At 66.1% G+C, this 14,682-nt stretch carries 13 protein-coding genes and 1 pseudogene; 7 read left to right on the top strand and 7 right to left on the bottom strand.

Annotation, left to right across the window (positions count from 1 at the left end; genetic code table 11):
* Nucleotides 1-3: 3 nt before the first annotated feature.
* Genes ACFYOW_RS08180 through ACFYOW_RS08160 form a run of 5 tightly spaced genes read right to left on the bottom strand, consistent with a single transcriptional unit; the run spans nucleotide 4 to nucleotide 6,193 of the window.
* Entirely contained in the window at nucleotides 4-1,704 is a 1,701-nt protein-coding gene (locus ACFYOW_RS08180; protein WP_387285670.1) for an AMP-binding protein, read from the bottom strand.
* 12 nt (nucleotides 1,705-1,716) lie between these two features.
* A complete protein-coding gene (locus ACFYOW_RS08175; protein ID WP_387285669.1) occupies nucleotides 1,717-2,916 on the bottom strand; it encodes a MaoC family dehydratase N-terminal domain-containing protein in 1,200 nt (399 codons plus the stop codon).
* Between the two features lie 22 nt (nucleotides 2,917-2,938).
* On the bottom strand, nucleotides 2,939-3,922 hold the full coding sequence (locus ACFYOW_RS08170) for an MDR family oxidoreductase (protein WP_387285667.1): 984 nt from the start codon (nucleotides 3,920-3,922) through the stop codon (nucleotides 2,939-2,941).
* 25 nt (nucleotides 3,923-3,947) lie between these two features.
* The gene (locus tag ACFYOW_RS08165) at nucleotides 3,948-4,694 is read right to left on the bottom strand and encodes an SDR family NAD(P)-dependent oxidoreductase (protein ID WP_387286071.1); all 747 of its coding nucleotides are present in this window, start codon (nucleotides 4,692-4,694) and stop codon (nucleotides 3,948-3,950) included.
* A gap of 5 nt (nucleotides 4,695-4,699) precedes the next feature.
* Nucleotides 4,700-6,193: a class I adenylate-forming enzyme family protein gene (locus ACFYOW_RS08160; RefSeq protein ID WP_387285665.1), complete on the bottom strand. Its 1,494-nt coding sequence runs from the start codon at nucleotides 6,191-6,193 to the stop codon at nucleotides 4,700-4,702.
* Nucleotides 6,194-6,300: 107 nt separating this feature from the next.
* Here ACFYOW_RS08160 and ACFYOW_RS08155 point away from each other — a divergent pair, with 107 nt between their 5' ends.
* The 4 genes and pseudogenes from ACFYOW_RS08155 to ACFYOW_RS08140 all read left to right on the top strand — a co-directional run bounded on the left by ACFYOW_RS08155 (nucleotide 6,301) and on the right by ACFYOW_RS08140 (nucleotide 10,671).
* Nucleotides 6,301-7,458 carry a CaiB/BaiF CoA transferase family protein gene (locus tag ACFYOW_RS08155; protein ID WP_387285664.1) on the top strand — a complete coding sequence of 386 codons (1,158 nt, stop codon included), beginning with the start codon at nucleotides 6,301-6,303 and terminating at the stop codon, nucleotides 7,456-7,458.
* The gene (locus tag ACFYOW_RS08150; RefSeq protein WP_387285662.1) at nucleotides 7,455-8,723 is read left to right on the top strand and encodes an acetyl-CoA hydrolase/transferase family protein; all 1,269 of its coding nucleotides are present in this window, start codon (nucleotides 7,455-7,457) and stop codon (nucleotides 8,721-8,723) included. The genes ACFYOW_RS08155 and ACFYOW_RS08150 overlap by 4 nt, the downstream gene beginning before the upstream one ends.
* Entirely contained in the window at nucleotides 8,723-9,490 is a 768-nt protein-coding gene (locus tag ACFYOW_RS08145) for an enoyl-CoA hydratase-related protein (protein WP_387285660.1), read from the top strand. Before ACFYOW_RS08150 ends, ACFYOW_RS08145 begins: the two co-directional genes overlap by 1 nt.
* 243 nt (nucleotides 9,491-9,733) lie before the next feature.
* Nucleotides 9,734-10,671, top strand: a pseudogene (locus ACFYOW_RS08140) (SDR family NAD(P)-dependent oxidoreductase).
* Nucleotides 10,672-10,848: 177 nt separating this feature from the next.
* On the opposite strand, the gene ACFYOW_RS08135 reads toward ACFYOW_RS08140, so the two are convergent.
* The gene (locus tag ACFYOW_RS08135; protein ID WP_387285658.1) at nucleotides 10,849-11,262 is read right to left on the bottom strand and encodes a hypothetical protein; all 414 of its coding nucleotides are present in this window, start codon (nucleotides 11,260-11,262) and stop codon (nucleotides 10,849-10,851) included.
* A 288-nt stretch (nucleotides 11,263-11,550) separates the two neighbouring features.
* Here ACFYOW_RS08135 and ACFYOW_RS08130 point away from each other — a divergent pair, with 288 nt between their 5' ends.
* The 3 genes from ACFYOW_RS08130 (at nucleotide 11,551) to ACFYOW_RS08120 (ending at nucleotide 13,904) form a co-directional block, all read left to right on the top strand.
* On the top strand, nucleotides 11,551-11,949 hold the full coding sequence (locus ACFYOW_RS08130; RefSeq protein ID WP_387285656.1) for a hypothetical protein: 399 nt from the start codon (nucleotides 11,551-11,553) through the stop codon (nucleotides 11,947-11,949).
* Between the two features lie 60 nt (nucleotides 11,950-12,009).
* The gene (locus ACFYOW_RS08125) at nucleotides 12,010-12,315 is read left to right on the top strand and encodes a hypothetical protein (RefSeq protein ID WP_387285655.1); all 306 of its coding nucleotides are present in this window, start codon (nucleotides 12,010-12,012) and stop codon (nucleotides 12,313-12,315) included.
* 116 nt (nucleotides 12,316-12,431) lie between these two features.
* Nucleotides 12,432-13,904, top strand: coding sequence for an amidase (locus tag ACFYOW_RS08120; protein WP_387285653.1), 1,473 nt, complete (start codon nucleotides 12,432-12,434; stop codon nucleotides 13,902-13,904).
* Between the two features lie 51 nt (nucleotides 13,905-13,955).
* Here the strand turns inward: ACFYOW_RS08120 and ACFYOW_RS08115 are convergent, their stop codons facing one another.
* Complete coding sequence (locus tag ACFYOW_RS08115; RefSeq protein ID WP_387285651.1) at nucleotides 13,956-14,534, bottom strand: TetR/AcrR family transcriptional regulator; 579 nt, start codon at nucleotides 14,532-14,534, stop codon at nucleotides 13,956-13,958.
* Nucleotides 14,535-14,682 lie beyond the last annotated feature (148 nt).

Below are 14,682 nucleotides of genomic sequence, written 5' to 3'. Positions count from 1 at the left end.
CGACTACTGCTCCAGCCGCTCGGCCGCAAGCGCGCGGAGGTCGCTGGATTTGATTTTGGCGCTGCCGGTGAGGGTGAGGTCGGCTTCGTCGAAGAAAAGTACGGCGCGCGGGACTTTGTAGCTGGCCAGGCGAGCTTTGGTGAAGGTGCGGATTTCCTCGGCGTCGAGGGGGGTTCCGGTGTGCGGCACGATGCATGCGACCACGAGTTCACCGAGGGTTTCGTGTGGTACGCCGACCGTTCGGGCGACTTTGACTCCGGGGTAGGCGGCGAGTATCTCGTCGACCTCGAGCGGTGAGACGTTGGCGCCGCCGGTTTTGATGATGTCGGTGAGCCTGCCTTCCCAGAACAGTCGGTCGGTGTCGTCGAGGTGGCCGCCGTCGCCGGTGTGGAAGAAGCCCTCCGCGTCGAGCGTTTCGTCCAGGGGCGTTCCGATGTAGCCCAGCATGAGCGTGGGGCCCTTGACGCAGATCTCGCCGGGTTCGCCTCGGGGTACGACGGTCCCGGCGACCGGGTCGGTGATCTTGATCGTAACGCCGGGCAGCGGTACACCGTTGCTGCCCGCGTGTATTTCGTCAGGTGTGTCCGCCGGGAAAGCGGTTGTGATGGTGAATGTTTCGGTGTTTCCGTAGGCGTGATTCGGCTCGTCCCAGCGACTCGACACCGTGGGGTGTCGGGCGAATGGACTGCGGCGGTCGACGAACCGCATGCTGGTCAAGTCCACGCTGCCCCAGTTGGGCGCGGCCTCCAGTTGGGCCCACTGGTGCGGCCAGGCGAAGGGGAAGTTGACCCGTTCGGCGTGCATGAGTTCCAGCGCCTCGGCGGCGTCGAAGGTCGGCTGCAATACGATCGCGCCGCCACTGGCCAGCGTCGCGCCCAGCGCCAGGGCGAAATTGCCGGACCAGAAGAATCCGTTGGCGGTCCAGCAGCGGACCTCGTCGGCTGGGATGAATCCGTACATGCGGCGGAAGCGCCACATCTGGATCGTGACACCGCGATGCGCGCTCAGAATGCCCTTGGGGCGGCTGGTCGAACCGGACGAGAAGAACAGTACGGCGGTATCGCTCGGCCGCACCGAAGTCGCGATCGCATCGATCACATCGGCCGGTTCGGTGCGGCCGAGCGCCAAGAACTCGTCCCAGGTCTCGATTGCGTTGTCCAGCACCGGTTCTCCGACTACGACTAGACGGCGTAGGAAGGGAAAGCGGACCGAGTGCAAGCAACCGGGCGCTGCCGTGCCGATCCGTGGTTCCAACTCGGTCAGGATGGCGGCGAAATCCCTTGCCGCCACGTCGCGTTCGAACAGCAGCACCGATATGCCGGACTCGTCGAGCAGATACTCCAGTTCGGCGGGCGTGGAAAAGGTACTGAGCGTGACCGCCACGCCCCCGGCGAGGGAGGTGCCGAACACCGCCGCGATCCACTCGGGACGGTTGGTCATCAGCACACCGACCCGTCCGCCGTGCCCGACCCCGGCGGCACGCAGGGCGCGTGCCACCTCGACCGCACGCTCCCACAATTCGCCGTAACTCCACCGAACGGTGCACCCAACCACCGCCTCGCGATCGCCGTACAGCCGCGTCACCTCGCGCAGAAAGCCGGGCAGCGTGCGTGCGCCGATGCCGGGCTCCTCGTCCAACGGCGGCCCGGAGGCAATCGAAACAGGTTGTGCGGGTTCAGCTGTGGCCATCGGTCGCTCGCTCATCTCGGGCTGCTTTCACAACGGCAGTTCGACCTCGGCGGTGCTGTCCACCAGCACCCCGCCGTCCTGATTGGTCAGCCGCAGCTTGATCTGGACCAGCGGCACGCCCCACGTGGACATGGCCTCCTTGTCGATGACCTCGGCGTCGAAGTAGGTCACATCGCCTTCGAACGCCGGTCCGCGGAAATCCGATTTGATGTGGCGCACCAGACCGTCGTTGCCCGCCCAGTAGGCCAGGTAGTCAGTGCACCAGGCGCCCATGGTCGCGCCGTAACCGTAGGCGCGTGCCATGCCGACCGCACCCGCCTTGTCACCGTCGATGTGGCCGCGCGAGGGACCGACATACAGGCCGTCGCGCTTGCGCGGATCGATCTTGGCGCCCTCCTCGTCGAAGGCGAAACCCTCGGTCCAGCCCGGATCCTGGTAGACCCACGGATCCTCGACGCCCTCGGGCGTCACCCAGCCGAACGTACCCCAGATATTGAACAGGAAGGCCCGGTATTCGGTGGTGAAGCTGGCGATGCTGTGCGGTCCGAGCACCCGCCGCGGCAGCCTATCGCCCACCTCGACCTCGTCGAAATGCGGTGAAATACCGAGGCGGTTCGACATCAACCATTCATGGCGCAGGACGGCGATTTCGTTCGATTCCAGTTCGGTCCAGCGCTTCACCTCGCCGACCTGGTTCTCGTACATGCCGCGCTTGTTCGCCTCGGCGGCGAGATACCGGATGGAGGTGGACCGTTCGCGCGCGACCAGGGTGCCGTGCTGGTTGCGATGGGTGGTATCGCCGCGCTGGAACATGGTCGGCCCGGCGAATTTCGTCTGGACCACCTTGTAGTCGTGAAAACGCCTGTCCTGGAACAACTTATCCCCGGGCCGTACCGCGGCGCCGTAGAACCACCATTCCTCGCCGCCGAAGATCAGGTGGCTGCCCGGAATGCGTCCGACGCACGCGGGTGCGCAGCCGTGTCCGTAATCCAGGGCGACCGCGATGGATTGCGGCGCGATGATGCCGCCGTAGCGGGACTCCCCGGCGAATTCGTGGTCCCAGTGCAGCGGATTGGGATAGTCCATCGCCATCACCCAGCGGCGAATGTCGGAGGCGCTGCACGGCTCCCACAGTTGTCCGCCGCCGATCGGTTGTCCGACGCGGGGTTCCACGTCGGACAGATCGAGTTCGATGACATCGGGTTCGGGGGTTGCCTTGGGGCTCACTGCTTCTCCTGAGGGTGACGGATTACCGATTGACATCGACGACGATGCGGCCCCGCACCGTGCCTGCGATGAGCTGACCCGCGGCATCGATCGCATCCCCCAGCGCGATCTCGCGGGTGATGGCCTCCAGCGCGGCCGGATCCAGATCGCGCGACAGACGGCTCCAGGCCGCTAGACGTCGCTGTCTGGTCGCCTGCACGCTGTCGATGCCCAACAAAGTCACCCCGCGCAGAATGAAGGGTGCGACCGTCGACGGAAAGTCCATGCCCCCGGCGAGACCGCACGCGGCGACCGCGCCGCCATATCGGGTCTGGGCGCAGGCATTGGCCAGGGTGTGACTGCCGACGGCATCGACGACACCCGCCCAGCGTTCCTTCTGCAGCGGCTTGCCGCCGTCGGCGAGTTCGGCCCGGTCCACCACGGTCGCGGCACCGAGTTGCTGTAGATAGTCGACCTCTGCGGTCTTGCCCGTCGCGGCGGCCACGGTGAAGCCCACCTTGGCCAACAGGGCGATCGCGACACTGCCGACACCGCCCGTCGCGCCGGTCACCAGGATTTCACCCTGGTCCGGCCGCACGCCGTGGTCCCATAGCCCGTCCACGCACAGGCTCGCGGTATAGCCGGCCGTGCCGATGGCCATCGCTTGCCGGGCGGTGAATTCGGCGGGCAGCGGCACCAGCCAATCCCCGTCGACTCGGGCGCGCTGCGCCAAACCACCCCAATGGGTTTCGCCGACACCCCAGCCGTTGAGCACGACGTTGTCGCCGACCGCCCACGCACGGTCAGTGCTCGCCGTGACGACACCCGCGAAATCGATGCCGGGCACCATCGGGAACTTGCGGACCACCGGCGATGTGCCGGTAATGGCCAGGGCGTCCTTGTAATTGAGCGTGGAGTAAGCCACCTCGACGGTGACGTTTCCGTCGGGCAGGCGACCTTCGTCCAGGTTGCTGGATGAAACCGATTGCCCGGCTTCACCTTTCTCGATCAGCAGTGCGGAAAACATTGGCGGAAGTCCTTTCTGGAGTCCGTCATCTCGCGGTCCAGCCGCCGTCGACGACGATGGTCTGACCGGTGACGTAGCTCGCGGCATCGCCGACGAGCCAGACGATGGCGCCGACGATGTCGTCGGCGGTCGCTTGCTGGGGTAGTGGGGTGTTGCGGCGCAGATATTCGGCGCCGCGCTCGCTGTCGTAGAGCGAGTCGGTGATCTCGCTGCGGAAAAAGCCGGGCGCGACGGTGTTCACCCGGATCGAATACTGGGCCCACTGCACCGCCAGTTCGGCGGTCAGGCCCGACAGGCCCGCCTTGGCCGCCGCGTAGGACGCCTGCGGGATGCCGGGGACGCCGACGCGGCCGCTGATCGACGAGACGTTGACGATCGCGCCGCGGCCGACGGCGCGCATATGTGGAAATACCTGCTGCGCCAGCACAAATGGGGCAAGTAGATTGAGATCCACGGTGTCGCGCACATCATCGAGCGCCTCGGATTCGGCGCGCTCGGTGGTGAACCGGTTTCCGGCGGCATTGACCAGGATCTCCGGTGGGCCCAATTGCTCGACCACGGACGACACCACGCCGCCGATGCGCTCGAGATCGGACAGATCGCCCGCGACGGCGATGCCGTCGGTGCGCTTCGCGAGTTCGGCCAGCCGGTCGTGCCTGCGGGCGACGACTGCTACCCGCGCACCCAACGATGCCAGCGCTTGCGCCGCCGCCGCGCCGAGGCCGGACGAGGCGCCGGTGACGATCGCGACCCGGCCGTCGAGATCGAACATGCCGGTCACCTGGTCTCCCAGGTTCTCTGGTGCCGCTCGACGAGTTCGACGAGGCGGGTGCGGTCGACCTTGCCCATGGCATTGGTCGGCAGGGTATCGACCCGACACCAGATCTCCGGCACTTTGTAACCGGCGAGCGCCGTTCGGCACAGGTCGGCGAGAGCACCGAAATCGACTGCATCACTGGCTGATTCGACCAATGCGGCTACGCGCTGCCCGAGTCTGTCGTCGGGTATCGGGCACACCGCGACCTTGTCGACATTCGGATGGGTCCCGATGACTCGCTCCACTTCCAGCGGGTAGACATTGGCCCCGCCTCGGATGATCACCAACTTCTTACGATCCAGCACCGTCAGCCACCCCTCGTCGTCGACGGTCCCGATATCACCGGTGGCGATCGGGCCGGATTCGAATGATCGGAGACCGCCGGATTCCCAGTACCCGAGCAACGGTCGCCACCGATGCGCCCACGGCCCGGCCGAGGTTGCACACAATCCCAGTTCGCCGAGTTCGCCCGCGGGTAAGCGTCGGCCCTCGTCGTAGGCCGCGACGTCGTATTGCGGCAGCACCTGGCCGCTCGAGCCCGGCCGCCAATCGCCATCGGCCGGGTCGATCGACACCACCGTCGGCGCCTCGGTGAGGCCATAGGTGGCTCGCGGCACGACGCCGTGCGCGGCGGCGAAGGCAACCCGCAACTGGTCCGGAGTGTCGCTGCCGCCGCTCCACACCTCCCGTAGCGAGCTCAGGTCCAACTCCGGACGCCCGGCCAGATCGAAAAGCTGTGCGGGAGCACCGTTCCAGACCGTCACCCGGCGCGTGGCGATCCACTCCGCCACCCCGTCGACATCGCGGCGATCCATGATCACCGCGCAACCACCGGCTTGTGCGGTGAGCAGGGTGGACAACACCATCAGGTTGAGGATCGTAAGCGGGAAGCTGTCGCCCTTGCGCAGGTCGGATCCCCAGCCGCGGGTCCCGACCAGCGCGGCGCCGGGCAGCAGCAGATTGCGCTGGCTGTGCACGACGGCCTTCGGTCGCCCGGACGTACCACTGGTGAAAGCGATCGCGGCTGGTGTGTCGATATCGGGGTCGATCGCTGGAGCCGCCTCGGCGCGAGCGATGAGCTGTGCCCAGCGTCGGGTGTCGACGCACTCCGGCGCAATCAACCGGCAGCGCGGGCCCGCGAGTACGACCGTCGGTTCGCAAAGTTCGTAGAGATCCTGTTGTTCGCTCTCGGACAGTACCTCACCGATGCCTGCCCACACCGCACCGATCCGTTGTGCGCCATGGAAAGCCGCGACGATCGTCAGATCGTTGGGCAGGCAGGCGGCCACCCGATCGCCGGGGCGCACGCCAAGAGACCACAGTGCGCCTGCCGCCCGTCGCGCCTGGTCGTCGAGTTCCGCATACGACCAGATACCCGAGGCCGCCTCGATCGCGGGGGCGTCCGGACGGGTGGCAAGCGCGGTGTCGAGGACCCGCGCGATGCTACTTTCCACGCCCTCTTGATATCAGCATCGTTGCTATCCTTGCAAGGATTAATCTTATAGTCTGTCGACGTCGGCGGTGCTCTGGGGACCGCGCCGAATCGTGGAGGCTGAGGCAGATGCAACGTTCGGGTCCGTTGTCCGGGGTGCGGGTCGTGGATCTCACGGCAATGGTGATGGGGCCCTACTGCACTCAGATCATGGCCGATATGGGGGCGGACGTGATCAAGGTCGAACCCCCGGCCGGGGACAACACTCGCTACATCTCGGTCGGACCCGAATCGGGTATGGGCGGGGTGTTCGTCAACGTGAACCGCGGTAAGCGCAGTGCGGTGCTGGACTTGCGCTCCGCGGACGGAAAGAACGCACTGCGTGAATTGATCCGCACCGCAGATGTTTTCATCCATTCGATGCGCGCCAAGGCGATCGCCGACCTCGGCTTCGACTACGAAGCTGTCGCCGCGCTGAATCCGTCGATCGTCTACACCAACTGCTACGGTTACGGCCGCCGCGGACCGGATGCGAATCTCACCGCCTACGACGACACCATCCAGGCTGAATGCGGCCTGCCGTATGTGCAGGAGCAATTGACCGGTGCGCCCGGCTATGTCGGCACCATCATGGCCGACAAGGTGGCCGGCCTGACGGCGCTGTACGCCACAACCATGGCGCTCTTCCACCGCGAACGGACCGGTACGGGGCAAGAGGTGGAGGTCGCCATGTTCGAGACCATGGCGGCGTTCCTCTTGGTCGAGCACGCCAACGGCGCACTGTTCGATCCGCCCTTGGGTGCCGCGGTGTATCCCCGAGCGGTGGCGCCGAATCGGAAGCCGTATCGCACCCGGGACGGCTATATCTCCGCGCTAGTGTACAACGACAAGCAGTGGTCCGCCTTCATCGAAGCCGTGCAACCACCGTGGGCGAGTGCGGAATTCGCCACTCTCGAACAGCGGGCCCGCCGGATCGATACCGTCTATGCGCTACTGGGTGAGACCTTCCTGGAACGGTCGACGCGGGATTGGCTGGAATTGCTGCGGTCCCTCGACATTCCCGCCGCACCCGTGCGCACCCTCGACGAACTGTTCGACAATCCGCACCTGCAGGCGGCGAACTTCTTCGAAACAGTCGAATCTCCTTATGGCACAGTGCGTTTCCCCGGCCCCCCGACCTGGTTCTCGCGGACACCCGGTCGGGTCGCGGGTCCGGCGCCCCGGCTCGGTGAGCACACCGCCGAGATCGTCGGCGAGCTCGGCGTGGTGGGGGAGGCACGCGCATGAAGATCATCTCCGACACCGACCTGGATGTGCGCGAGTTCCTGCGCCCCGGTGATCGCATCGTCATCGGTCAGGCCTGCGGCGAGCCGACCACGCTGATCGAGGCGCTGATCGCGGGCGGCGGCGATATCGGCGGGCTGTCGGCCTTCATCGCGACCAGCTTCTCCGGTCTGTTCACCGATCAAGCGACGCAAAGCTTTTCGCTGTCGAGCATGGGTGCGATCGGTGCGCTGCGCGCACTAGCCGACGCGCACCGGCTCAGCGTGATCCCATGCCATGTCAGCCAGGTCGCCGCGCTCATCGAGGACGGGATCATCGGCTGCGACGTGGCCTTTGTTCAGGTCGGTCCTGCGGATGCGCGCGGCAACCACAGCTTCGGCCTGATCAGCGATTATGTGCGCGCGGCCGTGGCCCGGGCCCGGGTCGTGGTCGCGGAGGTCAACGAGCAGGTGCCATGGACCCACGGCGAACTGCTGTCCTCAGCTGAAATCGACTACGCCGTAACGGTTTCGCGGCCACCGGTGCGGGTGCCGCCCGCGCGGATCGGCGCGACCGACACGGCCATTGCCGAACGCGCTGCCGCGTTCATCGAGGATGGCTCGGTCGTACAGACCGGAATCGGAGCGGTGCCGGACGCCATCCTGCACCTGCTGCACGACCGTCGCGATCTCGGTGTGCATTCGGGCATGATCGGTGACGGACTGGTCGATCTGGTCGAGGCCGGAGTCGTCACCAATGCGCGCAAGCGCATCGACCGGGGTGTCTCGATCACCGGCGCCCTGATCGGCACCGAGCGACTGTACGAATTCGCCCACCGCAACCTCTGCATCCGCATGTGCCCCACCTCGTATACCCATAATCCGGACGTGCTTGCCCGACTGGACAAGTTGGTGACGATCAATTCGGCGCTGGAGGTCGACCTCACCGGCCAGGTGAACGCGGAGCAGAGTGGTTCGGACTACCTCGGTGGTACCGGTGGTCAGGTGGACTTCGTGCGCGCCGGGGCACGCTCGCCGGGTGGGCATTCCATCATCGTGCTGCCCGCCACGGCCAAAGGCGGCACCATCAGCCGGATCACGGTCGGCCTGTCGGGCCCGGTCACCACCGCTCGCAGCGATGTGGATGTGATCGTCACGGAGTTCGGCGCGGCCGAACTGCGCGGCCGGACCCTGGCCGAGCGCGCTCGTCGCCTGATCGCCATCGCCCATCCCGACTTTCGGGAAGACCTGGCGCGTGCCGCCCACACCATCGCCGAGAGGGGATTCTGATGAGCGACGCCGTCCTGTTCGACGCCCGCGACGATGGCATTGCCGTGATCACGCTGAACCGACCGGAGACACGTAACTGCCTGGCCGCCGACGTGCGCGCGGGACTGGCCGCGGCCTGGGACCGGTTCGAGCGAGATCCGTTCCTGCGCATCGCGATTCTCACCGGCGCCGGTGAGAAGGCCTTCTGTGCGGGCGGCGATCTGAAGGAGATGGTGGAAACCGGTATGCGGGTGCCGCCGCGCGATATGTTCGCGCTCCCGTACGACACCGTCGAGCTCTCCAAACCCACCATCGCGGCGGTCAACGGCGTTGCCTACGCGGGCGGTTGGATGATCGCCCAGGCCTGCGATCTGTGTGTCGCGAGCACCACCGCACGCTTCGCGATCACCGAGGTCAAGGTGGGTCGGAGCGCGCCGTGGGCGGCACCGCTGATTCATATGATCCCGCAGCGGGTCATGATGGAAATCCTGCTCACCGGCAAACCGATCACCGCCCAACGCGCCCACGAGATCGGCCTGGTCAATCGCCTCGCCGAACCGGAGGAATTGCTGGCGACCGCGCTCGAGTTGGCCACCGAAGTTCTCGCGGGTGCTCCGCTGTCGGTGCGGGCGGCCCGGGAAACGGTAATGCTCGCCACCGAGATGGGTCGTACGGCCGCCCTACACGCCGCACGGCACGCGGCCGAACACTGCTACCGCAGCGAAGATGCGCAGGAGGGGCCACGCGCATTCGCCGAAAAGCGTTCCCCGCGTTGGCAGGGACGATGAGCCGTCCCATCCGCGACCGATCATGTGCTCGTGCGGCCTCTTCGATGATTGTGGGTGAGGTTCTCGATATCGGATTGGTGGTCAGCAACGCGGGCTTCGGCATGAAAGGTGCGCACCACACTGCCGAATTCCGGATATTCGTCGTCCGCTTCCGGCGGACCGAGTGGGTGTTGCGATTGGTGTGCGCCTGCATGCCAGTGGGATGTGAGGGCGGTGCAAGAGGGCGGTGTCAGGGTTGCCGGTATGACGTGGCGTGGCGGCAATCGGGCCGAGGGGAAGACAGTTCTGGTTACCGGTGCCAGCGCGGGCATCGGGTATTTCGTCGCAGAACTACTCGCGGCCAACGGTGCCACAGTGGTGCTGGCTGTCGTGACACCGACAAGGCCGACCGCGCGATACACGCGATCCGAGCACAGGTTCCGGGCGCTCGACTGCGGCCGGTGCGCTTGGACCTGGCGGATCTGTCCTCGCTGCCTGCGACAGTCGACGCACTCGGCGTCGATTGCCTGGACGCGGTAGTACTCAATGCCGGGGTGCTGCTGTCGGGCCCCGAACGCCGCGTGAACGCTCGGGGGCACGAATTGATGTTCGCGACAAACCATCTCGGGCACTTCGCACTGGTCGCTCACCTGTCGCCGATGTTGACGGCCGCTGCGAACAGCCGGGTGGTCACCGTGGGCAGCTTCGCAGCGCGGTCCGAACGGCTGGATCTTGCCGATCTGCAGTCAGAGCGCGACTATCGGCCCAAGCGCAGCTACGGGCGATCGAAACTGGCCCAGATGCTGTTCGGTTTCGAACTGGATCGCCGCCTGCAGGCACGTGGCGCCGATACCGCCAGCATCGTCGTCCATCCCGGCGGCGCCCTGGACGCGCTGACCCCGTCGCGGCCGCCGTTGTACGGGCGCACCACTGCCCAGCGCCTGCGCGCGCTGCCCGCAGGCGTGGTGCTGCACGGCAAACACGAGGGGGCCGAAAGTATCGTCCGAGCTGTCCTGGACACCGAGATCACCAGCGGGCAACTGTGGGGGCCAAGAGTTTTCGGTCTCCGCGGACAACCACGCCGGGAAACACCCCACGCGCACATGACCGACCTCGACACCGCCGCCGGACTCTGGGCCGCCAGTGCCGCCCTCACCGGCGTGGATCCGCTGGAGCGTCCGGCAACCCCGATCCGGCCATGACAACCGCTCTTGCTTCGCCCGAATCATCATGACCGGCAACCCCGAAATGCCGCGCAGCCCACGATCCGAAACCGGCGACCGGGCACGTTCGAACGACCGCGTCACAATGCCGCTGGGCGGGCGATCACCGACCTAGATGCGCTGCGGCTCAGGACATCCCGCTCATGCCGATCTCGGCTAGCGGCCTGGGTAGATATTGCAGAGGTCTTCGGGTTGGAGGAGGCTGCCCTCGCGGGCGATGCGCGCCTGCTCCTGGGTGATGCACTCCTGATACTGCAACCGCCGATCCAGATCGTGTTGGTCGTCCCCGCTGAGGAACCCGGCGATGAGCGAACCCAGCACCACGACCACCGCGCACACGGTGGCAACCACCCGCTCCGTCGGCACAGAGGCCAGGGCAGCCGGCGCCGCACCGTCCTGCAGTGGCGAACCATCCCTCGACAGTCGGCCGTCGGATGTACCCCTCGCCGACACCACCTGGTCCGGGCGACCGGGTGCCCGTTCCAGAGTCGAATCCTCCGTTGGACGGGAGTACGTATATCCGTCGATGTCTCGATCCGCTCGATCCTGGTATCCGAAGTCACCTGTCACGATGAAATCCCATTCGCCGATTCCGTTGTGCCGGAAGTAATATCGCGGACTCGACCTGGAGAATGCTGAACACAACCTTATGAACCGGCCAACGCACTTGGGTGACAGTCGAACTCGCTGTAGCTTCGGGTCGGCCCGCCGCGCCCGCGTGGAAACGTCCGTGCAAATCCCATAACCATCGAGCGGCAGGCGATCTCGCTGGAACGCTTGCTCATGCCGATTATCGAGCGGTAGACCGTGATCGGACGTTGGTATCGTGGGGCCGGTGTCCATGGGAGGAGGGCGCGTATGCCCACGGTGCGGCGGTTCTGGATCGAATTCGATCTGGAGCACGAACCAGATTTCAGGGTTGAGCTGGGCCAGGGCGTCGGTGTGACCGGATTCGATGAGCAGGACTGCTTGGCGATGGTGGCGGATCTGCTCCCCGACGACACGGAGTTGCCCCCGGTGCGCCGCATGACGGTCGACGTCTCACTGGCCGAGAAACTCCCGGTGAACCCTCCCACTCTCGGAGTCCCGGTTTGGCGAGGCGTGTGGTACCCACCCATGAACCTTCGAACCGGGCCGACGTGGCGCCCCCGCGGCGTCGACCGAGCGTTCAACCCCTCCTCCGACCCGGCGCCTGTCGCAAATTCACGCCCCCACCCGAGGGCCAGTGAGACTTTGCGCGCGAAGACCAGATGGTAGGACGAAATCCCGCACATCAATCGTCTGCTGTGGCCGCTCGTATACCTGCACTACGCAGACTTGGGTGACCTGATGTGGCGTTTTGCCCCGGTAGAGCGTGAAAACGTCGCCACGAATCCGGTCTATGGGGACATGATGTGCGAAGCTCTCGACTACATGATCGCGCGGCGCCCGACGCCGAGCGAATGGTTCGACCCGACCAAATCTTGGTTTTGCGATCAACGGGAACTGGACGAGTATCTTCGGGCATTCCGAGACTATTTGTTCGGAAATCGCCCGGAGCCGATCTCCGCTCCCGGCAACAATCGACTTCCACCCGATGCGGGAACCGCACCCGCTGGTCGAGCGAGCGACTCCGGGGAATAATTCCGGATCCAGGCGACTCACGAACAGAAGCTCAGATCCGTTGCAGCACAAGAGATTTGACGACCAAGACGGCAGCCTGGCATGCACGGCGAACACCGGCCGGTAGGGTCGGTCTGATGGAGTGGAGTTTGCGGTCGGCCGAAGAGCTCGCAGCTGCGTTGCGTGCCGGTGAGGTGACCTCGGTGGAACTGACCGACGAGGCGATCGCCCGTATCGAGCGCGACGACAAGGCGATCAACGCGATCTGTGTGCCGGACTTCGACCGTGCGCGGGCCGCCGCGCGCAGTGCCGACCAGGCGCGCGCCCGCGGCGAGGGCCGGTCGCTGCTCGGTATTCCGGTGACGGTCAAAGAGTCCTACAACATGGCCGGGCTGCCCACGACCTGGGGCATACCGCAGCAGCGGAACTATGTGCCTGCCGAGGACGCGGTAGCGGTGGCGCGACTGAAGGCCGCCGGCGCGGTGGTGCTCGGCAAGACCAATGTGCCGTTCATGCTGGGAGATCTGCAGAGCTTCAACGAGATCTACGGCACCACCAACAACCCGTGGGATCTCGGCCGCACGCCGGGCGGATCCTCCGGCGGATCGGCGGCGGCCCTCGCGTGTGGGTTCGGCGCGCTGTCCATCGGCTCCGATATCGGTGGTTCGCTGCGCACCCCGGCGCATTTCTGTGGCGTCTACGCGCATAAGACGTCATACGGGTTGGTGGCGAGCCGCGGTCATGTCCCGCCGCCCGCGCCGGCACTGCCGTCCGAGCGCGACCTCGCCGTCGTCGGGCCGATGGCGCGCACCGCCCGCGACCTCACGCTGCTGCTGGACGTGATGGCCGGACCGGACCCGCTGACGCTCGGCGTCGCATACGACCTGGCTCTTCCGGCCGCGCGCCACGAGCGGCTCTCCGAATTCCGTGTCCTGGTCATCGACGATCATCCGCTCATTGCGACCAGCTCCGCTGTGCGGGCCGCGGTGAACCGAGTCGCCGACGCGCTCGTCGGCGGCGGCGCCCGAGTCGAACGGCAAAGTACGTTGCTGCCCGATCTGACCGAGGCCGCGACGCTCTACACCCAGTTGCTGCTGGCGAACCTCGCCGCAATGTATCCCGTGGAGCGGTACGAGCAGATTCGGACCCACGCCGCCGGACTGAACGCGGACGACCAGAGTCTCCACGCGGCGCGGTTGCGCGGCGCGGTGTTCAGCCACCGCGACTGGATCGAGGCCAACATCCTTCGTGAGCGCCATCGCCAAGGCTGGCGGCAACTCTTCGCCGAGTTCGATGCCGTGGTCTGTCCGGTCACGCCGACTCCCGCGTTCCCGCACGATCACAACCCCAATCTGGGAGAGCGGCGGATCGACATCGACGGCGTGGCCTACCCGGGCGCTGACCAGCTCGTCTGGGCCGGTCTGGCCACCATGCCCGGTCTCCCGTCCACCGCCATACCGGCGGGCAGGTCCCCCGAGGGCCTGCCGGTGGGAGTGCAGCTCATCGGTCCGATGTTCGAGGACCGCACCCCGCTGCGGCTGGCCGAACTGCTCGAACAGGAGATCGGCGGTTTCGAGGCGCCGACCGCAGTGGCCGAGCAGGTTCGATAGCCGACAAGCGGACTCCGGTGGCCCGCCGGTGGCCCGAAATATGGTGCGGCGTCAGGTGACTCGCGGTCTGCGCAGTCCGAGTATGCGGCGGCCGATGTCGAGTAGCTGGCGGTTCAGCGTCTCCTGATCGACATCGCTCGGCGCGCCGGACGCAGCACCGGCTAGACCCGTCAGCACCGCGGTGGCCGCGATGACACCATCGGGTCCCGGGGTGAGCTCGGCCAGTAGTGCGACAGGCCGATCGATAACCTCGCGCCAGTCCGGTTGCTGACGCACCACCCGAATGACGCTGGGATCGGTGGTAACGACGGCGGCGATCGATCGGCTCGCGGCGGCGAGTTCGGCGTAACCGATCAGCATCGACTCCGCGCGGGCGCGCGGGGTGCGCTGCTGTTCGGCGGTCTCGATCACCGACCGGAGTTGTTGCAGCAGTGGTTGCAGCACCGCGAGGAGTAATTGTTCCCGGGTGCGGAAGTGGTAATAGATCGCGGCCTTGGTGAAGCCGAGCTCATCGGCGATCATCTGCAGCGAGGTCCCGGCAAAGCTGTGCCGGATGAAAAGTGTTACCGCGACGTCGATCAGGCGCTGCCGACTGTCGGCTTCACGCGCGACAACATCTGCCCTAGTCATGGCGTTCCTTCCGCTGAGCTCATCGTGATGGCTAAGACTGTACTTGACGATCGGCAAGGCATTTACTTTACGAACGGCCAGTAATCTACTTTACGAACGACTAGCATTTCCTGGTGTCGGCGGCCCGTTGGCCGTGGTATCCGATATG

It is taken from the genome of Nocardia sp. NPDC006982 (assembly GCF_042869435.1).
In the GTDB taxonomy this organism is placed as follows: domain Bacteria; phylum Actinomycetota; class Actinomycetes; order Mycobacteriales; family Mycobacteriaceae; genus Nocardia.
The sequence above is the reverse complement of the archived record's forward strand: the minus strand, read 5'-3'. Positions and strand labels throughout refer to the sequence as shown.